Source organism: Paeniglutamicibacter sp. NPDC091659, assembly GCF_044756805.1.
GTDB lineage: Bacteria > Actinomycetota > Actinomycetes > Actinomycetales > Micrococcaceae > Paeniglutamicibacter.
On record NZ_JBIVTO010000015.1, the window covers coordinates 28,897 to 51,847 of the forward strand.

Genomic DNA, 22,951 nt, shown 5'->3' on the forward strand with positions numbered 1-22,951 from the left:
TTTTACGCATTATTGCCAAGAGAATGTTTTATTTACGACGATCCCGCATTCGCAAGGATGTGGAACTCGATGAAGGTCGCCCCGACCGGTATTGCGCAAATCACACTCAGGTATATAAACTTATACGCAGAATATATTCTTGCCTCGATAGGCAGGTCCAGTCAGCTAAGGAGAATCCCGTGAGTGCACGCAACGGAGCAACATACAAAGAAGGCCTGAAAGACTCCCGTGAAGTCTGGCTCGGCGATCAGCGCATCGACGTCACCAAACACCCCGCCTTCAAGGGTTCCATTGACGGCATGGCCGCGTACTTCGACTACCAGCACAAGTACGCCGATGACTGCCTCATGACAGACCCCGAAACCGGCGAACAGCACAACGTTTCCCTGTTGCGTCCACACAACTCCGAGGACATCGCGCTCCGTCACCGGGCCTTCGACCGCCTGGCTCGCTACTCGAACGGCATGCTTGGTCGAACCCCTGACTATGTCAATGTGGTGCTCGCCGGCCATGCCTCCCGCAAGGACATCTTCGAGCGTTCCGGCGACCCTGTGTACTTCGAACGCCTCGAGGCTTACTGGAAGCACGTACAGAAACACGACCTCGCGCTGACCCACACCATCGTGCACGCCGCCATCGACAAGTCGGTTGGCGAATTGCAGGGCATCAACGAGGAACTCACTCTGCGCGTTGTTGAACGTACTGCAGAGGGCTTGATTGTCCGCGGCGCCAAGATGTTGGCAACGCTTGGCCCCATCGCCGATGAACTCTACGTCTACCCCGCCGTGCCGATCCAGAAGGGCTACGAAGAATATGCCCTTTCCTTCGCCATCCCGGTGGCTACCAAGGGTGTTGTCTCGGTCTGCCGAGACCACTACGGTGTGGACCAGGAAGTTGTTGACAAGCCATTCTCCTCACGCTTTGACGAGCAGGATGCCGTTATCATCTTTGACGACGTCTTGGTCCCCTGGGAGCGGGTGTTCATCGACGGGCAGCTGGATGTCTACAACGCACTCAACGGCGGCACCGCCACCGGCAACACCCAGCAGCAGACCGCCATCCGCGCCTCGGTCAAGCTCGAATTCGCCTACGACCTGTGCACCCAGATGGCCAAGGTCACCGGCACCGATTCCAAGCCGGACACCGCCACGATGCTCGGCGAGATCTACTCATACCTGCGCATCGCCCGCTCGGTGATCCACTCCGCCGAAGTCAATGCCTCGGATTGGGGCGGTGGGGCCTTCTTCTGCCACGACGACATCTCCGCACTGCGCACGATGATGCCACTGTGGATGGCCCGCGTGAATGACATCATCAAGTCGATGGGCTCGCACAACCTGCTCGCCACCCCCACCGCAGCTGCCTTCAATGAACCGCGTCTGGGCCCGTTGCTGCGCAAGTACCTGCCCGGCGCCGGCGGCATCTCCCCTCAGGAGCGCGCCAAGATCTTCCGAACCGCCTGGGACTTCGCCGGTTCGGCACTGGGCAGCCGGAATGAACTGTACGAACGCTTCTACCTCGGCTCCATCGGACGCGCCCGAGCATTGGACCACAAGAAGGCCCAGGCCAAAGGCGTCGGCGGAGCCTTCGACGCCATGTTCGCCGAACTGGGCATCTACCCGGTGCTCACCGAGGCAGAGCACTTGGGCATGGACGCCGCCATCCTTCCCGCCAGCGCCTAGAAAGACCTCTCCATGGAAACCACGATTCCGCTGGTGGACAGGCTTGTTCAGCACTCGCTGGGGACCACCTTCGAGGACCTGGATCCGCAGACCGTTGAGCGGGTGAAAACCCGGCTTCTTGACACCCTGGGAGCAATGGCGGCCGGGCACGGTTCCCCGGATGCACCTGCGGTGCTTCGTGTGGCTGCGGCATGGGGAACCGGAAACGACGCCAGCGTACCAGGAACCAGCCTGCGCTTGCCTGCTGCCTCCGCAGCATTCGCCAACGCCGTGCTGGCCAGGTCCTTCGACTTCGAACCCGTCGAAGCCGACGGACCTCAAGGCTCCCGGGTAGCGGCGCACATCTCCGGGACCACCGTCCCGGTGGCCCTGGCACTGGCCGAACTCACCGGCGCCAGCGGGGCGGAGCTGCTGACCGCGCTGGCTATCGGCGATGACGTGACAGCACGTCTCGCGGTGGCCAGCGGCTTTGACGTCTATTCCGGTGCGGATAACACCGGCACCGTCAACGCCCTGGGCGCCACGCTGATGGCGGCACGCATGCTCGGCCTGGATGCTCCCACCGCCACGCATGCGCTGGGCATTGCGGCCAACCAGCTCGGGGGCACCGTGGCCAACATCTTTGATGCCGCCAGCGCCTTCAAGCTGCCGATCGCCTTTGCCGCCCGAACCGCTATCACCTCGGCACAGCTGGCTGCGGCAGGGATGACCGGCGCGAACGACCCCCTTGAAGGGAAACACGGGTACTTCCAGATGCACTGCACCGATGCGAAACCCGCACTTGCCGGAGTGGGGCTGGGGCAGGACTTCTACGGGGACACCACCATTAAGCCGTGGTCCAGCTGCCGTGCGGCTCACCCTTCGCTGGAGGCCTGCATTCGCCTGGTCACCGAGCACGGGGTGGAGGTCGAGCAGATCCAGAACGTCAACATCCACATCACCGAGCGGACGCTGAACGGATTTGTCGGAGCCCGCTTTGATCCGGCCGAACGTCGGGTGGTGGCGGGGCTATTCTCGATTCACTTCACTGCCGCCGCAGCTCTGCTGCATGGCACGGTACGGCCCGAGCATCTCACCCCCGAGGCCATGGGCGACCAGCGCATCGCCGCATTGCTCGAACGCATTACGCTTGTCGGTTCGCTCCCCAACAGCCAGCGCCTCACGGCCGAGGCCACGGCAACGCTGAAGGACGGGAGCACCCGGCACGTACGGGTGCAACACCCCTCCGGGGACTACGCCTCAACCCCGCTGGATAGCATCCAGATTCGGCAGAAGTTCAGCCTCAACATGGCCTTCGGTCGCCCAGAGCTCGCCGAACGCACAGAAATGCTGATCGAGAAGGTTTCCAGCCTGGAGCTGGCCGACTCGCTGGAAGGATTCTTCGGATCCTTGAACCCCACAGCCACCCCCACCACCCCGATTGCCTAGGAGAAGTTACGATGAACACGCAAAACACTGCCAGCGAGACCACTGTCGTCGAAGCCGGAATTTTCCGCAACGTGGTGGGCCACTTCGCCTCCGGCGTCACGGTCATCACCACAGTCGTTGACGGGGTCCTCTACGGCACCACCGCATCCGCCGTTTCCTCACTGTCGATGGAACCTCCGATGATGCTGGCCTGCCTCAACCGCTCGTCTTCCACCCACGACCGCGTGGTCTCTGCCGGTTACTTCGGCATCAACATCCTGGCCGATGACCAGAGCGATCTGGCCTTCCACTTCGGACGCAAGGGCGAGGACAAGTTCGCTTCGGTCCCGCACACCATCTCCCCCGAAGGCATCCCGCTGATCGACGGCGCGCTGGCCACCATCGTGTGCAAGGTCAATGAGACAGCAACCGGCGGCACCCACACCGTCTTCCTTGGCCTGGCCACCAGTGCCGAGGCACACGACCGCCAGCCGCTGGCCTACTACCGCGGCACCATGGGCAAGCTGGAACCGGTCAAGGAACTTTCGGCCTACACCGCCACCCGCGCCTGGGTGTTGCTGCGCAAGAGCCCGCTGGGCACCGACCTGGAGATCGAAACGATCGCAGAGGCAACCCGTTCGGAGGCAGCCCACGTGGGCAACGCCCTGGTGAAGCTTGAAAGCGAGCATTTGGTCTTCCGCACCGCTGCCGGCACCTTCCGGCCCAGCCCCATCACCGCCGAACTGACCGATTCCGTCTACGACTCTCGCGCCACCATCGAGTCGGGCATCATAGCCTCGCATCTGGACAAGCTCACCGCCGAGGTAATCGCCGAGCTGCGCCGCATCACCACCGAACTGGGCAGGTTGCGCGATGAATCGGAGGCAGACCTGGATGATTTCCTCGCCCTCAACGTCGCCTACCACGATGCGCTGGTGGGAGTTGCGGGTTCCTCGCAACTCACCGACGCCTTCCGCCGCTTGGGCATCGGAACCGTGTGGCGCCAGGCGCTGACCCGCGACGAATGGTCACGCAACCTGGACCACACTCATGTGGCAGCACTGACCGAGGCATTGGCTTCGTACGACGCAAAAGCCGCGCAGGACGCATTGGCCGCTCACACTGCGTTCGGCAAGGCGCTGGCCCGCGAGGTGGTTGCCCGCCACGGCGGCACCGTCTAACCCCAAACCCAAACCACGGCTGGACCGCCTCGCACACCAGGGAAGCGGCCCAGCCGTGGTCTTTGCCTGAGGGAAACATACTCGAACACAACACAGCTAGTGGGTCCAACCGCCGACCACATCACCACCCGAGTCAATGCACCGCCCCCCCCTCATCACGTTCTTTGGCCAGGCCGCGGTTCAGGACCCCGGTTGGTAGCCGACGAGCCAATATAGTCCGCACGATCGATGGCTTTCATCGGACGCCCGGTTTGGGGGCAACCGGGTCCGCCACGGAACCTCCCACTGCGGGGGTTGTCGAACCATTCACGGAGAATTGCGCCGATCCGCTGACCCCGCCAACGAAAGCACGACCCCATCGTTCGTGCCGCTCTCCTCTCCCGCGGGGGCGCCAGCTCCGGCGTGGGCGGCCACCCCCTCGAGCTGGCCCTGAGCGATGGCCGCACCGCAGCCCGGGTCGGTCCACGCCGCGATCGATTTTCCTCATACTCGCGAAGACCATTCAGGTATGGAGCCGCACAGATTCCGGCGGAGCCTTGGCGCTTAGCCGCGATCAACGAGACGGCGCGCTGAAGTCCTGCCGGCATGCACAGGAAAAAGCCCAACAGTATGAAGCGGGGTCGGGTCCCGCGCGTACCGTCAATGGCCAGACCTTGGACACAGGACAGGCAGCCCATTGCCCCGGGGAATGGGGGCAACGCGCTCGGTGTTCGACGTCGCCAGATGAGCATTCGCGACCCAGCAAATTCCGGCGGCCAGGATTCGTTCATGCGTCCAGATTCCACGCAGGCGGCATGATCTCCGGGGCGGTTCTCCCACCGCTCGTGCATCCTCGCGCCGGGCCTGAACGCATCTGATCCCCTCGCAAGCGCCGCGGCGGAGACGCCGGCAGCCCGGACATCGGATGCAGAATGCGCCCACCCGGTCGGTACAGCGTTTGGCTACGCCGTGCAGTCGCGTCTCCCCAGATAAGTCCTCGGGCCGGGGTGGTCCGTCCTGACGCAGTGCCTTGTGGATTCGGCCACCGTGTGTGCACGTAGCTCGCCCTATGCATCGTGCGTCCAGCACACAGAGGGGATCCACGGTGCACGCAGGGTTCGGAAGGACTTAGGCCCGATATCCACGAGGGTGAATATCGGGCGGCATCGTTCGCCGCGAGATACCAGCAGAAGCCCACCGAGCATCTTTCCGATGGTGCTAGAAGCGGATGATGCTCCTCGCAATTGCCCCGGTTTCCTGACGCTCGTAGGCCTCGTTGATTTGATCCAGCTTGATCTCCTGTGCGATGAGGTCATCGAGGTTCAGTCGACCCTGCAGGTAGAGCTCCGCGTAGTATGGGATGTCCTTGCGAATGTTCGAGGAGCCCATGTAGATGCCATGCAAGGAGCGCTGCTTCACCAGCAAGTCCATCATCACATTCAGTTCCAGCGGCTTTCCCTGCGGGATGCCTATGAAGTAGACGGCACCTCCGGTGCGGGTCACCTCGATGGCCTGACGTTGGGTGGCTCCCAGCCCGATGGCCTCAAAGGAATGATGTACGCCGCGGCCGGTGATTTCCTGCACGCGCGCCGCCACATCCTCCTCGGCGCCGTTGATCACGTGGGTGGCACCGAAGTTGCGGGCGAGCTCCAGCTTTTCGGGTTGCAGATCGATCCCGATGATGGTGCGGGCACCGGCAAGCCTGGCACCCGCCACCAGGTTCAGGCCAATGCCGCCCAGACCCACCACGGCAACACTTTGCCCCGGGGCAACCTTGGCCGAGTTCAGGACCGCACCCACACCGGTGGCCGTTGCACAGCCAAGCACGGCAGCCTGGGCAAACGGGATCTCGGCAGGGATCCTTACGAGCTTGTTCTGGTGCAGCACGGTGTATTCGGCAAAGCCCGCAACGCCGAACGCCTCGACGCGATCACCATTGCGGGTCAACCGTGCGGGTTCCTGCGCCGAGCGCATGACCGCGCCTGGATTCAGGCAGCGGAAGGTGGCACCGCTGACGCACTCCTCACAGGCTCCACAGAAGCTGATCTCGCTGCCGATGACGTGATCGCCGATCTCGAAGTCGGTGGCTTCGGGGCCAAGGCCAACCACAATGCCAGCCATTTCGTGGCCCACGACCATCGGCAATGGGCGCCCGCGGTCAACGGAGGCAACAATCATGTCCGAGTGGCAAAGACCCGCGGCCTCGACCTTGACCAAGATCTCTGCACCGCGCGGCTCGTCGTGTTCCAGATCCTGGATCTCGAACCCTGCTCCGATCGCGCTGATAACTGCTGCCCGCATGTTGCTCCTTTTTATACAGAGACCTACAAAGAATGCATAATTTCAACTAGTATATTTTAAAAGGTGGCCCGCGTCACCCTCAGCGACCAATAAGTCTTGAAGGGATTTCCATGAAAGCCGCAGTAGTCTCCGAGGTCAAAGGCGCTTTTGAAGTGCTCGAAATATCCATTGGCAACCCGGCGCCACAGGAGGTGCTTATCAACGTGCGCGCCAGTGGCCTCTGCCACTCAGACCTGCACGTAGCCAGTAACGACGTGGGATTCCCGATGCCCGCGGTACTTGGCCACGAGGTGGCAGGCGTCGTGGCAGCAGTGGGCTCCGCAGTGACGCAGCTCAAGGTGGGTGACCACGTTGTCACTTCGCCGGTCCACAGCTGCGGCACCTGCATCGGCTGCCGCACCGGCCGCCCATACCAGTGTCGCGTTCCCTCCCATACTTCTCGCGCACCGGGTGCCAAGCCGAGGCTGAGCCTGGATGGCGCCCCGCTGACCCAGTTCATCGGGGTCGGCGGATTCGCTGAACAAGTACTGGTCCATCAGAACACCGTGGTGCCCGTCCCGCGCGAAATCCCCTTCGACCGTGCGGCACTGCTGGGTTGCGGTGTGGTCACCGGAGCCGGCGCGGCAGTAAACACCGCCCGCATCCGCCCCGGGGACACCGTGGCCGTCATTGGCGCCGGCGGCGTGGGCCTGAACGTCATCCAAGGTGCCCGGCTGGCAGGTGCCACCCGTATCATTGCCGTTGATCTGTCTCCTGCCAAGTTGGAGCTGGCTACTCTCTTCGGTGCCACCGACGTGATCAACGGGGCTGACACGGATTCGGTAGCCGAGGTGCTGAAAATGACCGGCGGCGGGGTTACCCACTCCTTTGAGGTCATCGGCCTGAAATCGACGTCCGAGCAAGCAGTGGCCATGCTGGAGGTCGGCGGCACTGCCTACCTGATTGGCGTGCACCAGCCCGGATCGACCATCCAGGTCACACCGTTCGGCGACCTCATGGGCAAGCAGAAGGGAATCCGCGGCGTGGCCATGGGCTCAAGCAACATCGCCGTTGACATCCCCATGTATGCGAACCTCTACCTGCAGGGACGTTTCAAGCTCGACGAATTGGTCTCCGCCCATATCTCCCTGGACCAGATCGAAGCGGGCTACAACTCGCTGCGTGGCGGCGCCGTGGCCCGAAACGTGATCACCAGCTTTTAGGCCCCGAGCACCACAAACAGTCAAAGGAGCGGATCCTTTCGGGATTCCGCTCCTTTGACTGTTTGGCTTGCCTAGAACGAGGTGATGACCCCGCGGGCGACTCCTCCGCCGGAAGCCATGGCCGCGAAGCCGTCGTTGATCTGATCCAGGGACAGCTCGTTGGCCACCAGGGCGTCTAGATCCAAGGCCCCGGACAGGTACTGGTCAACATAGCGCGGCACATCGCGCCGAGGTGCCGACGAGCCCATGTATAGCCCGTGCAGCACGCGCTGCGGGCCAATGACATCGGCCATCACATCAAGCTCAAGCATGCTGCCTGGCCGATGTAGCCCAATGAGATAGGCATGCCCGCCGGTGCGCGTCATACGCAGCGCCTGCAGGCTGGTGGCGGGGAATCCGATCATCTCAAAGGCATGCTGCACTCCCCCACCGCTGATCTCTCGGACAGCTTCCACCGGGTCCTGATCGGATGCATTAACTGTGTGTGTGGCGCCAAAGCGGCGTGCCAGCCGAAGCTTGTCTTCTGCCAGGTCGACGGCGATGATGCGGTTGGCCCCGGCGATGCGGGCGGCGTTGATGGCGTTGAGTCCCACACCTCCGGCACCCAGGATCACCACATTTTCACCCGGAGCCACCTTTGCGCAGTTGAAGACGGCGCCGGCGCCGGTAAGCGTCGAACAGGCCATCACGGCTGCCTGGGCGAACGGAATTTCCCGAGGAATCTTCACGACCTGATTCTCATGGACCAGCACCAGCTCCGCGAATCCTCCCAGGCCAAACATCTGCGTCACGGCAGACCCGTCCTGCTCGATACGTGCGGCTGCACCCGCGGCACGGAGCGTCTGGGCGCCTTCCTTGCAACGGTGGCCGGCACCGGAGAGGCAATCGGCGCAGCGACCACAGTATTGGATCAGCGTCGCCAACACGTGGTCGCCCACCGTGAGGTCGGAGACCCTGTCTCCCACCTCACGCACGACACCGGAGATCTCGTGGCCCAGCAGCACCGGGGCCGGTATGCCCATGTTGGTGGAGGCCAGGTGTAGGTCCGAATGGCAGAGGCCGGCGGCGCGCACCTCCACGAGAACCTCCGCACCCAGCGGGGAATCCACCTCGATCTCCTCGATGGCAAAGGTTCCGTCAAAGTCGCGCACCATGGCCGCGCGCACGTTGTGCCGTCCCACGCCCCTAGTCCTTGCGCAGTCGGTGCATGATGCGGGCTCGGGCATCGGCGAAGCGCGGGTCTGCCTTGGTGGCCAGCTGGTCGCGTTCCTCGCCGAAACCGGTGATGATCTCATCCACGACGGTTGCCGGCTTTTCGGCGATCACCACTACCTTGTCTGCCAGGTAGAGTGCCTCATCGATGTCGTGGGTAACCAAAAGGATGGTCACACCCAGCTCCCGTTTCAGCTTGATGACCAGGTCCTCAAGGTCGAATCGGGTCTGTGCATCAACGGAGGCGAATGGCTCATCCATCAGCAAAACCTTGGCGTTGTAGGCCAGCGCACGGGCGATGGCCACGCGCTGCTGCATGCCTCCTGACATTTCCCAGGGGTACTTGTCACCCTGGCCTTTCAGGCCCACCGCGGCAAGGTTCTCATCTGCCACGCGATTGCGCTCGGCCCTGCCCATGCCCTTGCCCTGCAGCGGGAAGGCCACATTGTCTCGGGTGGTCATCCAGGGCATCAGCGAACGGCTGTAGTCCTGGAAGACCACCGCCAAGTCTGGGTGGGGCCCGTTGATCACGGTGCCGCCCACCTCGATGGTCCCCGCTTTGGGGCGCAGCAGCCCGGAGAGGCAGCGCAACAGCGTGGTTTTGCCAACACCCGAGGGGCCGACGATTGAAATGAATTCGCCGGCGGCAACGTCCAGGTTCAGGTTTTCAAGGATCTTGTTTTCCGTGGCCCCCGAGCCGTAGCTCATGGACATGCCGCGCACCTTCATCAGCTGCGTGCCGGCTTCCGGCTGTGCCTCGGCTTCAATTTGCATGGTCATGGCGTCTCCTTGGTCGTGTGGGGGTTCGAACGTTCTCATGGCCGGGCTCCCTACTGGGATCCGGAGGCGTGGTACCAGCGCAGCAGGCGGCGTTCGGCCAGTACAAAGAGCAGCGAAATGACATAGCCGATGACTCCGACCAACAGAGCGCCGGCCCAGGTCTCGGGAACCTTGAACGTTGCCGAGGAATTCAGGATGTAGAAGCCCAGACCCTCGATCGAGGCGAACATTTCGGAGACCACCATGACGGTGATGCCGATGGGCAGTGCAACCCGTACACCTGCAACAATCTGCGGCAGCGCTGCGGGCAGCACCACTCGCCTAAAGTGCAGGGAGCGCGGAATGCGGTAGACCTTGGAGAACTTGCGGATGGTGGGTTCAACCCCCAAAACACCGTCAATGGTGTTCAGCAGGATCGGCCACATGCAGGCGAAGGCGATGGTTCCCATTTTTGGGCCCTGGCCCATGCCAAAGACGCCGATGATCATCGGGACGAGTGCAGCTTGGGGAACCGAGCGGAAGAAGTGGATGATCGGATCAACGATGCGGCGCAGCCATCCGAGCTCGCCCAGCAGCAGACCAATTCCAATACCCAGCACGGTGGCAATGAGCAGGCCAACAAAGAGGTTGGTCAGCGAATAGACGGCGCCGGCGATGATCACGCCGTTAGCCAGGTCTCGGGCCAATGTGGTGAGGATTTGCTCGAGGGAAGGGATGAAGAAATTGGTGCTGTTGGCGGAGAGGAACCACCAGGCCACCAGCACCACAACGATCAGCCAAGTGGAGGTCAGCAGGCTGCGGCCAAAGCCGTCCCTGCTTCGGGGCCGAGCCTTGCGCACGGTTCCCCGTCGGGTGTCGAGGGTGATGGTACTAGTCATTTTCTAGTCTCTTCCAAATCAGCAGGCGGTTCTCGACTTGTTGCAGAACTACGGCCAGGCTCCAGCCGACCAAGCCAGTGAAGATCAAGTAAGCGAAGGCCAGATCCCAGCGTTGAGCTTGCTGCATCAAGGTAATCTGACGCCCGATTCCCGGGGCCTGACTGATGACTTCAACACCGACGGCAACCAACAGGGCAATCGATGCCGAGATGCGAACACCCGTGGCAATGAACGGCATAGCAGAGGGAAGCAACACCCTGCGGAATCGCAGCAGCGGCGGGATCCTGAACACGGCGACGGTATCTGCCACTGCTGCTTCCTGGCGTCGTGCCCCATAAATGGTCTGGACCAGCACCGGCCACAGGCAGCTCAACGCGACAACCACGATCTCCATGCGGGCGTTGGAGCCCAACAGCATGATGACCACCGGCATCAGAGCCAGCACCGGGAAGGAACGCCCGAAGTCGATCAGAATGGACGTTGAGCGGTCAAGGAACTTGATCGACCCGACGAACAGGCCAAAAAGCACCCCGATAGTCGATGCCAGAACCCACCCCGCCAGTGCGGAGAGCAGGGTTCTTCCCAGGGCCGCCCAGAAGACGGAGCTTGTAAGGGCCTCACCGATTCCGCTGAAGATTTGCGCTACGCCGGGAAGCATCGAAGGCATGGTGCCGCTGGCAATCAACAGCGACCACAGGGCTAACAGGATCGCGATGGCCGCGACCCGCTGGACCAATAGCCACCCCGGGGCGGTCGTGGTCTCTTTCATGGTCTACCTCAAGTTTGTTGTGGGCACCGTGCGCCGGCGCTGAAGAGGATCACCCTCATCATCGCCGGCCCTAGCGGCCTGAGCTGGATCAGCAGTTACTTAGCCGCTGCCGAGTCGCGGCGCGGCGCCTTTTCCCAGAGGACTTCTTCAACGGTGACGGGCTTGGCCAGCAGGCCGAAGTGCACCATGGCATCGATGCCGCTCTGGGCTTCCTTGACGTTGAAGGTCACATCTGCCGGGACAAATTCCTTCGGCGCCTTGGCAATGTCGATCTGGTTGGCGGTGGCGTTGATTTTCTGGATGGAGGCGAGGTTCGCTGGATCTTCATAGAAGCTCACTGCGTCGGTCATGGCGGCAATGAATTTCTCGGCGGTGGCGCCGTCCTTTGCAAGCCAGTCCTTCTTGGCCGTCCAGACCGTCACGGGCATGTTGCCCTGGTATTCGCGCACCGGGTTGGAAATGGAGACGAAGCCGGCGTCGACCATCTGGTGGTAGAAGGAGTCGGCCGGAACCACTGCATCCACGGTGCCCTGTTCGAGGGCGGCCTGCATGCCTGCGTACGGGATCGCGACCTCCTTGACTTCGTCAATCTTGATGCCTGCACCTTCCAGAGCCTGAAGGACGGGGATATCGCCGCCGGACTTCACTCCGACAACTCCGATGGTTTTGCCCTTGAGTCCTGGAAGATCGGTGATTCCCGATTCCTTGGTCACGAGCACGCCGGAGTTCTCTGCCTCGGCATCCACCATGCCGTTGCCGCCGATGACGCTGACGGGAACACCCTGGGCCACGGAAGTTGCCACATTGATCCATGATCCGATGGCGACGTCGACGTCTCCTGAGACCACCTGGGCCAGCAGGGCTGCCGGGTCGGCGCCGTTGACGATTTCAACGTCAAGGCCTTGCTTCTCGAACATGCCCTGTTCCTTGGCAACGTGGGCGGTTTCAAACTGGATCGGAGCTACCGCCACGCGCAGCTTCGTCATCCCGCCCTCGGAAGTTTTCGCTGCCCCTGCGGCGTCGCTGCCGCCGCAGGCGGTGAGGCTGGCAACGGCCATTGATGCGACGGCCAGACCGGAAGCGGCACGGGTGATGAGAGTACGTCGATTGATGCCCACAGTGGGTCTCCTGAATGAGATCTTGGCCTTGGATGGCCGGCGAGTGTATTTGCCCCGTCGAACCCTTGGGGCGGTGGGATGGCCCCACGATGACAGGATACAAAAAATGCATTCCTTGAGAGACAATATATCTTCACTATGATTATGTGGCAAGGCTCACAATGCATCAAGTTGCAATCGAGGATCCAGGGCCACCCTCGACCCGGCGCCCGCGGATTCCGATCGCACCCCGCCCGCGGACACGCGGCACCCGATTTGGCCGCCCATTGAGCGAACGACGCAAAACGCGACCCTGTTGCCCGGTTGCCCGCGGAACGTCACCGGGATGCCCCCTCGGGGCCAGCGGGCAAGGTTGAGCATTGCCACGAAACTCTCGCGGGCGCTTGTTGGCAAAAGGTGGCCGCGCCGAAATCGCGGGGCGCCAGAGCCGCGCAAGCACTTTACTTAAAATACATTCCTTGCATGGCAATATATTTTCAGTATGATTGCGTGACGGGGCGCACATTGAACGACAAGTAGCCGCGCGCCCCAACCAACGCCCGGGCCACCCACGAAGCAAGGAACGCACGAGAATGACGCTCACCGACACACATGCCAATCCGATCGCGACCCGGTTGCGCGAGCAGCTTTCCAGCACAGTGCTCCCGCTCATCATCGACGGAGAGCAGGTGCCCGGAGGCGGAGAGCCACTGACTGTCACCGATCCGTCGAGTGGCCAAACGCTCACCACCAGCGCCTCGGCCACCGCAGGAGATGTCAATGCCGCAGTGGCAGCGGCACGCGCCGCCTTCGAAACCGGTCCGTGGTCGACGTTGTCCCCCTCACGGCGCCAACACCTGCTCCACAAGCTCGCCGACGCACTCGAAGAGAACCTGGACGAACTGGCAACCCTCGAATCCCTGAACTGCGGCAAGCCTTATGCCGTGGCCCGGAACTTCGAACTTCCCACCGGCATCGACATCCTGCGTTACCACGCGGGCTGGGCCACCAAGCTCAACGGCGAAACTCGCGACATCTCGCTTCCCGGCCAATGGCATGCTTACACCCTGCGTCAGCCACTGGGCGTTGCCGGCCTGATTGTTCCTTGGAACGTGCCATTCACCATCGCCCTGTCGAAGATCGCTCCTGCGCTGGCTTCGGGGTGCACCGTGGTGCTCAAGCCCGCCGAGCTCACCCCGCTGACGGCGGTTCGAGTCGCACAGATCGCCCTGGAGGTGGGCATACCTGCCGGTGTACTCAACGTGGTCCAGGGCTTGGGACAGGTTGCAGGTCAGGCGTTGGCGGACCACCCGGATGTGGACAAGGTGTCGTTCACCGGCTCAACGGCGGTAGGCAAGCGCCTGTTGGCTTCGGCCGCCGGGAACCTCAAGAAGCTCAGCCTGGAGCTCGGCGGCAAGTCACCGGTGGTTATTTACCCGGATGCCGATATGGCCAAGGCCATTCCCGGCGCGGCCATGAGCATCTTCGCCAACGCCGGCCAGGTCTGTGCAGCCGGCTCGCGACTCTATGTCCACGAGGACGTTGCCGACGAGGTCATTGCCGGCATTGCCAAATTCGCCGAGTCAATGAACGTCGGTGCCGGCCTGGACCCGTCCACCCAGCTCGGTCCCTTGATCTCCGAAGTCCAGCGTGAACGAGTGCTCGGCTACATCGAAGCGGGAATCGCCGACGGTGCTGAGCTCGTTACCGGTGGCGCCAAGGCTGCCGGGGACGGATTCTTCGTCACACCGACAGTCCTGCGCAACGTCACTGCGGAAATGTCGATCGCGCATGAAGAGATCTTCGGGCCGGTGCTGTCGGTGAGCACCTTCAGCAACGAGGATTCGCTCGCCGAAGTCCTGCGCCGCGCCAACGACAGCGACTACGGGCTAAACTCCATCATCTTCACCCAGGACATCTCGCGAGCACTGCTCTTTGCCAAGCGCATCCAAGCAGGCAATGTCCGCGTCAATACCGGCGCCGGAATGGACGCCAACATGCCCTTCGGTGGCTTCAAGCAATCGGGGTGGGGCCATGAAAACGGCCGCGAAGGAATCGAGGCCTACACATCCATCAAGAGCGTCACCGTCAAGCTCGATTAGACCGCGATAGGCACACCGGCCAGCCCGGCACCCCACTTCCATTGCCGGACGCACGGCAACCGTGCACCCACTCCGGTGGCACCGAGTATTGCCCTGCCGGCTCGACGCCGTGGCCGGTCCCATCGCGGACCGGGGTCCATCGACCACCGGACAGGGGCGCTTGGGGCGCCTCCGAAAGCGCCACGCGGGTTCATATGGCGAGACGACCAGCCCCCAGCCGGCCCGGGGATCCATGGCGAACCGCTCCCCTCGGGCGCGGGACGACTTATTCGGCGCAACATCAGGAGGCGGTTCGTGGCCCCGCCCCAGCTTTCCGCAGGGCCGGGGCCACCGTCAGTCGCCGCCGAATCTGCTCACCGGAACGACCGCCCGGCTCAACAGCCGCCCTTCCACACCGGCACCGCACGGGACTGCGGGTCACATCCCATAAATAATCCAAAAACAGCTAGATAATATACTTTTGTAGTGATAATGTTTTTTTAGTTACCCGCGCGGAGAGGATATTCCATGGCCTGGGGTTTGATTAGAGAGATGGGCCACGTGTCCATCCAGACCAACAACATTGAGGGCTCGATCTTTGACGCCACCCAACTCCTGGGCTTGCGCGTCACCGAGCGCACCGAGAACGAGGTGTACCTCGCGGCCAACGCCGTCCACCACGAGCTGGTCTACGTAGAATCGGAAGTCAACGGAATACAGTCCATCGGCCTGATCGCCCGCAACGGCGACGCCCTGCGGGAAATCCGCCGCCGCGTCGAGAGCGAGAACTTCAAGTTCATCTCGCACACCGCCGTCAGCGCCGGCGTGCAGGACGGCTTCAGTTTCATCGGCCCCGAGGGCTGGATCTTCGAGATCTACACCGGCATGCAGGCCAGCGACCCGGGACTGCAGGGCTTCGGACCCGACAGGTACGGCCACATCAACTTCCATCCGCGCGAACCGCGTTCCATGATGGAATTCCTGCGCCGGATCTTCGATTTCCGCCTCTCCGATGTCATCGGGGACGACTACGCCTACTTCATGCGCTGCAACCCCGACCACCACGGCATTGCCCTGATCGCCGGCCGAGGGACCTTCCACCACCACGCCTGGCAGGTCCCGTCCATTGCCGACCTGGCCAAGCTGGGCGACCGCCTGGGATGCGCAAGTCGCGAACTGATCTGGGGACCGGTCCGCCACGGAGCCGGACACAACATCGCCGCCTACTACGTGGAAACCTCCGGCGCCGTCGTGGAGCTCTACACCGACCTCGAGCAGATCTACGATGACGACCGCGAACCGGTGATCTGGGCCGAGGACGAGAACTGGTGGAACATGTGGTCCAACCGCCGCACCGACGACTTCCGCACCTTCGGCATCCCCACGGTCACCGAGCTGAAGACCTTTCGCTAACCCCCGGCGGGCCGATGCCCGGTCGCCTTGCGCAGCGCCTCACCATAAAATCCTGAAAAACACAGAGCTGAAAGGCTGAAAATCCATGCAGTATGCTTCCTTCCTTGCCACCGACGGTTCCGAGACCTGGGGGCTGGTCATCGACGAGACCACCCACGACCTGGGCCCCACCGGCCTGAACCTCGCCGCCACCATCCGCGAGTCGATCGAAAAGGGCATCTTCGGCACCGACATCGACATCACCGGAGCCCCGACCCGACCCGAGGACGAAGTCACGTTCCTCCCCTCGCTCACCAACCCCGGCAAAATCATCTGCATCGGTGTGAACTACCGCGCACACCAGGAGGAATCCGGGAAGACCGGACAGACCGCCCCGACCGTGTTCACCCGCTTCGCAGACACCCAGATGGGGCACCTGGCCCCGGCCGTGAAGCCGGCCACCACCGCCAAGTTCGACTACGAGGGCGAAATGGCCCTGGTCATCGGCAAGGAAGCCTGGCACGTCTCGGAGGAAGATTCCTGGGACCACATCGCCGGCTACGCCGCCTACAACGACTTCTCCGCGCGCGACTGGCAGAAGGCTGCCAGCCAGTGGATCCCGGGCAAGAACTTCCCGTCCACCGGCGGCTTCGGCCCGTACCTGGTCCCGGCGGCCGATCTCGGCGACGTCAACAACCTCACCCTGGAAACCCGCGTCAACGGTGAGACCCGCCAGAAGGCCTCGGTCGCCGACCTCTACTTCACCATCCCGCAGCTGATGGCCTATGTCACCGGCTTCACCAAGCTGAACCCGGGCGACGTCATCGTCACCGGCACCCCCGGCGGCGTGGGTCTCTTCTGGGGCGAGGGTGGCCTGCTCAACGCCGGCGACGTGGTCGAGGTCGAAATCACCGGCCTCGGAACCCTGCGCAACACGGTCGTCGACGAAGCCAACTAGGCACCGGAAAAGTCCGGGCAAAGGAGCACAGCATGGCGGAGCGCATCGAAGCCGACGTATTGGTCATCGGGGCAGGCCCCACCGGTCTGACGGCGGCGAACCTCCTGGCGGACCATGGAATGCGCGTGGCGTTGATCGAGAAGCACTGGGGCTCCGGCGACGAGCCGCGGGCCATCAGCGCCACCGATGAGACGCTGCGGGTGATGCAGCAAATCGGCATCATGCCTCGCCTTGCCCCGGAAATGCTCATGGACACCGGGGCCAGGTACTACGGGCGCGGCGGCAGGCTCCTTGCCGACGTGCGCCCCGGCAACCCGCGCCTGGGCCAGCCCGGAAAATCCCAGTTCGACCAGCCCGTCATGGAAGGCCTGCTGTTCGGGGCGGCCTCCGAACGCGCCGGAATCGAGCTGCACTTCAATACCGAGGCCACCGCGATCGCCCAACACCCCGACGGGGTAACGGTGACCGCGGTGCGTCGCGGGGAGCGAAACCGAGGTTTCTCCGGCGTCGCGGCCGGGGACACCGGCACCGATCACGCGCCTGCCCCCGGCGCACCGGAAACCGAGCTGGTCATCAACGCTTCCTGGGTCATCGCCTGCGATGGGGGACGAAGCTTCGTCCGACGCGAATTGGGCATCGGGCTCAGTGGTTCCACCCAGGTGGAAAAATGGATCGTCGTCGACCTGCTGGATGTTCCCGGCGACCCCGAACCGTTCGCGTCCTTTCACTGCAACGGCGCACGGCCCACCGTCGTGGTGCCGGGCGTGCACGGCAGGCGCCGCTACGAATTCATGCTCTTCGAGGGCGAGGACGAGCAGGAGATGATCGCCCCGTCCTCCATCGCCGAGCTGGTGGCACCCTACCAAGACGTTTCGCGGGTGACCGTGCGCCGTGCTGTCGTCTACACCGCCCACCAGCGCATCGCCGAAAGGTACCGCGTCGGCAGGGTCCTGCTGGCAGGAGACGCCGCACACCTGATGCCGCCCTTCGCCGGACAAGGGCTCAACGCCGGCATCCGCGATGCAGCATCCGCCGCCTGGCGCATCGCCGCCCACATCCACGGCGAAGGCACCGAAGCGCTCATTGACGACTACGCCGCCGAGCGCAGACCCCACGCCGCCGAGATGGTCAAGCTCTCCAAGCGCATCGGCTGGGTCGTGATGAACACCAACCCGATCATCACCCGCATCCGCGACGCAGTGGTCATCGGCACCCGCGCCGTCCCTCCACTGAACGTCTGGCTCACCCGGATGAAGTTCCTCAAGCAGCCCCACTACCGGCAGGGCACCGTCGTTGCCCCGCCGAACGGGATTTCCGCGGCGGGCGCAAGCCTCGTGGGACGCTCGCTGCCCCAACCGATGGTGTTGGACGCCGACCACAACCGGGTTCCGCTCGATGAGATGCTCTCCGACGGGTGGAGCCTCATCGAAGTCGGCCCAGACAATCAACTGGTGTTTGAGGACATCGAGGGAGCCCTCACCATGGCCACCGATTCCAGCGGTATCTTCTCGCCTGTCGCAGGTATGGTCCTTCTGGTGCGCCCCGACCGCTACGTCGCTGGCGTGGCGCCGGCCGCCGAGCGGGCTTCGCTGATTGGCGCGTTGGCGGCAAAGATCACCGGATTGTCCGGTTTCGCCCTCTCCGTTGAACGCCGGTGAGCGGGCGCCATGAATAGGGACCACCCTCACCGAGACTTTTCACTAGTCCGGGAAGCGAGGTAGAAATCGTGGCAAAAGCGTCGGCCATGTCGGTTGAGGGAATCCGCCGAACCATTCTCCAGGGGGCGTGGTCCCCTGGCGAGCGTTTGCAGCCCGCGACCCTGGCGACCCATTTCGACACGAGTTCCACCGTCATCCGGGAATCGCTGACCCGGCTGGCTGGGGAGGGACTGGTGCTTCTTCGACCCAACCGCGGATTCTTCGTCGCGGAGCTCAAGCTCCGCGAGTTGGCCGACATCACCGAACTGCGCTGCGTCACCGAGGCACTGGCCGCCCGCCTCTCGGTGGAACGCGGAGACCTGGCTTGGGAGTCCGCCCTGATTGCCGCGCATCACCAGCTGGTGCGCACGCCGCGGCGATGCGTGGATGACCCCGACCAAGTGAACGCGGAATGGGCACGCGCGCACCGCGACTTCCATCTCAAGTTACTCGAGGCAAGCGATTGCCAACCCATGATCAGGCTGGCTTCCAACCTGGCTGATTCGACCGAGCTCTACCGCCGTTGGGCCGCGCCATCCCCGGCGGCCGCCGGGCGCAGCGTGGAGCGGGAACACGAACTTCTGCTGGAAGCTGCACTGGCGCGAGATGCCGGCGCCCTGGCCCGCCGGCTGCGCGAACACTACGAAGCAACTGTCCAGGTGGTCATGGATGCGGGCCTGGCCGAGGCTGCGGCCGCAGGCTAGAAACCATGGACCGCTCGCTCCCCGCCCGCCAAAAAGGGGTGGAACGACCCGTATCCCCGGCCACCCGGCCGCGGTTAGCTCGGGTCCACCACTATGGCGCTCGACAGAGAGCTGTTTCGATGACAGTTCTACATGGCAGGAGTGCGGTGCTTAGCGAGTCCGGGGCCGATATCAAGGTCGTTGACCTCGAATTCGATCCGCCGGGTGCCGGCGAGGTGCTCGTGCACATCGTGGCCAGCGGAATGTGCCACACGGACCGGGGAGTGCAGAACCACGACATGCCGTTCACGCTGCCAGGCATCGTCGGGCACGAGGGCGGCGGCATCGTCAAGAGCGTCGGCACCGGCGTGACCGAGGTGGCACCGGGTGACAAGGTGCTGCTCAGCTTCACGTTCTGCGGGGAATGCGCCTTGTGCCGCGGCAACCACACCACATACTGCGAGACCTGGTTTGCCCGGAACTTGCTGGGCATGTTCCGCGAAAACGACTCGGCCGTCGCCGATGCGCGCTCGGTGGTGAAGGTCGCCCCGGACGCCGACCTCGTGACGCTCGCGCCGCTGGGCTGCGGAATCATCACAGGCGTGGGCTCGATGTGGAACGTCGTCGACCCGGACGAAACCTCGACGGTATGCCGTCTACGGAACCGGCGCGGTGGGCCTGTCGGCGGTGTGGGCCGGCGCCCGGCGGCGTCCCACGATGCTCATCGCGATCGACCGAGTTGCCTCGCGCCTCGAGATCGCCCTGGAATTCGGCGCGACGCACACTATCGATGCCTCGAAGGAGGACGTCGATTCAGTCTTGTTCAAAATGACCGACGCGGTGGGGGTCACCCACACCTTCGACACGGCAGCGAGCCCCGTCGTCGGCTCCGGCGCGATCGAATCCTCGGCGAAGCGCGGAAAGGTCGTCATCTGCGGCGTGGCCTCCCCCTGAACGGAGCTCCGGGTCAGCATGACGCCGTTGCTGTCGAGACGCAAGGTCGAGGGCGTGACCTATGGCGATGCGGCCCCCGGCGAGCTCGTCCCGCGCCTGGCCGCACTGCACGCCGAAGGCGTCTTCCCGCTGGAACGGATCGAACGCGCTTATCCCCTGGCCGACATCCAGCAGGCCGCCAACGACATGCGCAGCGGCGTGACGGTGAAACCCGTGATCTTCTTCTAGACCGGACAACCAAAACGGGGAGGCACCTGATTCCACGACTATCAATAAAAGATGAGGAGTGAAATGCAGTCGTTCACCACAGCCGTCCTTGCCAAGGCATCAGTTGGTTCAGATCGCTTGGAAAGCCCGAGGAGACACGGTGCCCCGTCACGCTGACGTCGACTACCAAGTGCCGGGGATCTGCATTAACGCCCAATGCCATCTGGAAACTGAGCCGGCTCGACACCAAATGCGATCGCAGTCCACGGTTCGACATGACCGCACCCGCCTAGTGGGCCTGAGCCGGCGAAATTATTGGCCGGTTGGAGGGACGTCATCAGGCGGATTTCTATCCTATGTCGCAGACATGAGGGTGTTCAGCTAGATTTGGAGAGCAAGCTCCTGGACGGGAAGTAAAAGTGCCTCTGACTAAGACGGAAGTTGAGCGTTGGCTCAATTCGGTCGCGCCCGGGGTCGGATTGACGGTGCTGTCAAAGAAAGCCGGCTTCTCCCGAATCCGCATCATCCAGCAGCTCACGGGCGACCGGGTCCAAGAGGAAACGATCATCAAGGTCTCCCGCGTTTTGGACATAGACCCCCTCGAACAACTGCGTTCGTTCAAGGGCTACGAGCATCTCGAGCCTTCCCGACCCGACCGGCGCGAAGTGGACGCCTTCATCCGGTGGGAGCACCTGCTGCGCGCGTGTGCCGCGATCGAATTCGCCGAACCCGTCACCGAAACATCACTGGGTCCGACCCATTTCGGGGAAACCAGCCGACAGTGGATCGACAGCATCGACCCCGACGGCAGGTTGCGCAAATACCTGCAAACGGCCGGCCCGATCAGCAACCCGGGGCTGTCAAAAATGTTGAACGGGGCCCTGCGTTTTGACCTGGCGTTGCTTGCTGCGCAGTACGCGAATGTTCCGAAGGTTTCGGCGCTGGTGGCGTCCCACCTGCTGACTCCTGAGGAGGCAGGGTGGGTGGTTGATGAACGCGTGCAGTGGCTCCGGGGGCTGGGAAAGGTGGAACGCCTGCAACTGGTGGAGACACGGATTCATGCCGCACTTGTGCGGGAACAACGAAGTCAGGACTTTATCAATCATCTGGGGTGATGAATATGGGTAACTGGATCGCAGGTGCGCTGGCCGTGGTCTTTTGCGTCTTGGTCATGGCGAGGGCTCCCGGCGCATTGCGCGACCGGGCCAAGGTCCGGGTGTGGCTGGCACACCTGGTGATGGCTCTGGTGTTGTGGCTCAGTGTCACCCCCGTCTACATGGCGGCCGACGCCCTGCTGGGCGGACGGAACATCGCCAATCTGGTGTCGCACTTCGGCTTTTACCTGATGTTCTGGCTGGGCGGGTCCGAGGTCGCCTTGGGCATCGGGCGCCACGACCTCAACCGGCTGCTTCACGGACCCGTCGGGGCAGTGGTTCTTGGCGGCGGCGCCGCGGCCATGACGGCCGCGTTCATCCTGGCCGCACCGGAATACTCGGTCATGGGCCTGAACCCCTTCAGGGATGACCCGATGATCGTCCTCTACAAGGCCCTGAGCTACCTGTACCCCGCGTTCGTCGCGGCCGTCCTGGCCAGACCCCTGCTGCGGGCGTCTCTGGAGTGCACCGGGCTGTCGGGATCCGCGATGCGGTTGATGGCGGTCGGCTTCATGCTTGTGCCCGTGGTTCCCGTGGCGCACCTGGGCGAGTTGCTTGCCCCCGGTTACGCGGTGGTCGTTGACCTGGTCTTGTATCCCTCGATTGTCCTGGTCGCGACCGGCACCACCCTGGCATTCATTGCCCGCATCCGGTGCAACAGAGGCGCCTCACCAGTGCGCGGGTACCAGAGCGAACACGCCGACTAGGGCGCCGACGACGGCCCCGGCGAAGACCTGGTTGGTGGTGTGGTGGCGCAGCTGGATCCGCGACCAGCTGGTCACGGCCACCATCGCCACGGCCAGGTGGGGTCCGAAGGCGAGGTTTTCGAAGGCATGGAGGAAGACGAAGGCGGCAACCGCCACGTGAATGGAAATCTTCCACGCCATGGTGATGCCGCCGGTGACCAGCAGGCCGAGCAGGATCAGCAGGACCTCGCGGAGCAGTACAGGTTCGGCGTGCGTCATGACCAGAAGCGCCAGGCCCAGCAGGATCGAGGCCAGTGCGGTGAGCAGCAGCGGCCAGCGTTGTTCGCGTCGGGTCACATGGACATCGCTGACCTTCCCGGTGGTTCGGGCCCAGCCGAGGGCCGCCCACGGGATGAGGGTGGTGAAGGTCGTGGCCAGGAGCGCCTGTCCCCACGAGACCTGGGGAAACCTGAGCGGGGTCAAGAGCAGCAGCGCGGTGACGAGTACCGTCGGGGCAAAGACATGGGAAACCGCCCGTGCCAGTCGAGGCGTTGCCGGGGATCTCGTCGGTGCTGTCATGGTTCGTGGCTTCCTGTGATGGGGGGCGCTCGTTTCGGAGCATGGCGGCTCTGAACCCATTCTGGTCTGGTT

The 22,951-nt window shown here is 63.4% G+C and carries 20 protein-coding genes and 1 pseudogene; 14 read left to right on the forward strand and 7 right to left on the reverse strand.

Annotated features, from left to right (window positions below; translation table 11 throughout):
- The first annotated feature begins 179 nt into the window (after positions 1-179).
- The 3 genes from ACIQLF_RS20135 to ACIQLF_RS20145 are packed head-to-tail and all read left to right on the forward strand — an operon-like array spanning position 180 to position 4,270.
- Positions 180-1,682, forward strand: coding sequence for a 4-hydroxyphenylacetate 3-hydroxylase N-terminal domain-containing protein (locus ACIQLF_RS20135; protein ID WP_400302506.1), 1,503 nt, complete (start codon positions 180-182; stop codon positions 1,680-1,682).
- Between the two features lie 12 nt (positions 1,683-1,694).
- A complete protein-coding gene (locus tag ACIQLF_RS20140; RefSeq protein WP_400302509.1) occupies positions 1,695-3,110 on the forward strand; it encodes an MmgE/PrpD family protein in 1,416 nt (471 codons plus the stop codon).
- Between the two features lie 11 nt (positions 3,111-3,121).
- The gene (locus ACIQLF_RS20145) at positions 3,122-4,270 is read left to right on the forward strand and encodes a flavin reductase (protein WP_400302512.1); all 1,149 of its coding nucleotides are present in this window, start codon (positions 3,122-3,124) and stop codon (positions 4,268-4,270) included.
- 1,197 nt (positions 4,271-5,467) lie between these two features.
- Here the strand turns inward: ACIQLF_RS20145 and ACIQLF_RS20150 are convergent.
- Entirely contained in the window at positions 5,468-6,550 is a 1,083-nt protein-coding gene (locus ACIQLF_RS20150) for a zinc-binding dehydrogenase (protein ID WP_400302515.1), read from the reverse strand.
- A gap of 110 nt (positions 6,551-6,660) precedes the next feature.
- Here ACIQLF_RS20150 and ACIQLF_RS20155 point away from each other — a divergent pair, with 110 nt between their 5' ends.
- Positions 6,661-7,752 (forward strand): Zn-dependent alcohol dehydrogenase, encoded by a 1,092-nt coding sequence (locus ACIQLF_RS20155; protein WP_400302518.1) that lies wholly within the window; start codon positions 6,661-6,663, stop codon positions 7,750-7,752.
- A gap of 71 nt (positions 7,753-7,823) precedes the next feature.
- Here ACIQLF_RS20155 and ACIQLF_RS20160 read toward each other — a convergent pair whose 3' ends face one another.
- From ACIQLF_RS20160 to ACIQLF_RS20180, 5 genes are all read right to left on the reverse strand, one after another.
- On the reverse strand, positions 7,824-8,933 hold the full coding sequence (locus ACIQLF_RS20160) for an alcohol dehydrogenase catalytic domain-containing protein (RefSeq protein ID WP_400302520.1): 1,110 nt from the start codon (positions 8,931-8,933) through the stop codon (positions 7,824-7,826).
- A gap of 4 nt (positions 8,934-8,937) precedes the next feature.
- Positions 8,938-9,744 (reverse strand): ABC transporter ATP-binding protein, encoded by an 807-nt coding sequence (locus ACIQLF_RS20165; protein WP_400302523.1) that lies wholly within the window; start codon positions 9,742-9,744, stop codon positions 8,938-8,940.
- 50 nt (positions 9,745-9,794) lie between these two features.
- Positions 9,795-10,622 carry an ABC transporter permease gene (locus ACIQLF_RS20170; protein ID WP_400302526.1) on the reverse strand — a complete coding sequence of 276 codons (828 nt, stop codon included), beginning with the start codon at positions 10,620-10,622 and terminating at the stop codon, positions 9,795-9,797.
- On the reverse strand, positions 10,615-11,391 hold the full coding sequence (locus ACIQLF_RS20175) for an ABC transporter permease (protein ID WP_400302528.1): 777 nt from the start codon (positions 11,389-11,391) through the stop codon (positions 10,615-10,617). Before ACIQLF_RS20175 ends, ACIQLF_RS20170 begins: the two co-directional genes overlap by 8 nt.
- Positions 11,392-11,486: 95 nt before the next feature.
- Complete coding sequence (locus ACIQLF_RS20180) at positions 11,487-12,509, reverse strand: ABC transporter substrate-binding protein (protein WP_400302531.1); 1,023 nt, start codon at positions 12,507-12,509, stop codon at positions 11,487-11,489.
- 572 nt (positions 12,510-13,081) lie between these two features.
- On the opposite strand from ACIQLF_RS20180, the gene ACIQLF_RS20185 reads away from it, so the two are divergent.
- The 10 genes and pseudogenes from ACIQLF_RS20185 (at position 13,082) to ACIQLF_RS20230 (ending at position 22,321) form a co-directional block, all read left to right on the forward strand.
- Positions 13,082-14,590, forward strand: a complete 1,509-nt coding sequence (locus ACIQLF_RS20185; protein ID WP_400302533.1) for an aldehyde dehydrogenase family protein — start codon at positions 13,082-13,084, stop codon at positions 14,588-14,590.
- 531 nt (positions 14,591-15,121) lie between these two features.
- Complete coding sequence (locus ACIQLF_RS20190; protein ID WP_400302535.1) at positions 15,122-15,982, forward strand: VOC family protein; 861 nt, start codon at positions 15,122-15,124, stop codon at positions 15,980-15,982.
- A gap of 85 nt (positions 15,983-16,067) precedes the next feature.
- The gene (locus ACIQLF_RS20195; protein WP_400302538.1) at positions 16,068-16,919 is read left to right on the forward strand and encodes a fumarylacetoacetate hydrolase family protein; all 852 of its coding nucleotides are present in this window, start codon (positions 16,068-16,070) and stop codon (positions 16,917-16,919) included.
- Positions 16,820-18,577 carry an FAD-dependent monooxygenase gene (locus ACIQLF_RS20200; RefSeq protein ID WP_400302628.1) on the forward strand — a complete coding sequence of 586 codons (1,758 nt, stop codon included), beginning with the start codon at positions 16,820-16,822 and terminating at the stop codon, positions 18,575-18,577. The genes ACIQLF_RS20195 and ACIQLF_RS20200 overlap by 100 nt, the downstream gene beginning before the upstream one ends.
- A gap of 68 nt (positions 18,578-18,645) precedes the next feature.
- Positions 18,646-19,320 carry a GntR family transcriptional regulator gene (locus tag ACIQLF_RS20205; protein ID WP_400302539.1) on the forward strand — a complete coding sequence of 225 codons (675 nt, stop codon included), beginning with the start codon at positions 18,646-18,648 and terminating at the stop codon, positions 19,318-19,320.
- 242 nt (positions 19,321-19,562) lie between these two features.
- Positions 19,563-19,784, forward strand: a pseudogene (locus ACIQLF_RS20210) (alcohol dehydrogenase catalytic domain-containing protein); the annotation flags it as partial.
- 187 nt (positions 19,785-19,971) lie between these two features.
- Entirely contained in the window at positions 19,972-20,253 is a 282-nt protein-coding gene (locus tag ACIQLF_RS20215; RefSeq protein ID WP_400302542.1) for a zinc-binding dehydrogenase, read from the forward strand.
- A 27-nt stretch (positions 20,254-20,280) separates the two neighbouring features.
- Positions 20,281-20,481 (forward strand): hypothetical protein, encoded by a 201-nt coding sequence (locus tag ACIQLF_RS20220; RefSeq protein WP_400302544.1) that lies wholly within the window; start codon positions 20,281-20,283, stop codon positions 20,479-20,481.
- Between the two features lie 398 nt (positions 20,482-20,879).
- On the forward strand, positions 20,880-21,575 hold the full coding sequence (locus ACIQLF_RS20225) for a hypothetical protein (RefSeq protein ID WP_400302547.1): 696 nt from the start codon (positions 20,880-20,882) through the stop codon (positions 21,573-21,575).
- A gap of 5 nt (positions 21,576-21,580) precedes the next feature.
- Complete coding sequence (locus ACIQLF_RS20230; protein ID WP_400302549.1) at positions 21,581-22,321, forward strand: hypothetical protein; 741 nt, start codon at positions 21,581-21,583, stop codon at positions 22,319-22,321.
- Here ACIQLF_RS20230 and ACIQLF_RS20235 read toward each other — a convergent pair.
- Positions 22,283-22,879, reverse strand: a complete 597-nt coding sequence (locus tag ACIQLF_RS20235; protein WP_400302552.1) for a hypothetical protein — start codon at positions 22,877-22,879, stop codon at positions 22,283-22,285. The two genes, ACIQLF_RS20230 and ACIQLF_RS20235, sit on opposite strands and share 39 nt — an antisense overlap.
- Positions 22,880-22,951 lie beyond the last annotated feature (72 nt).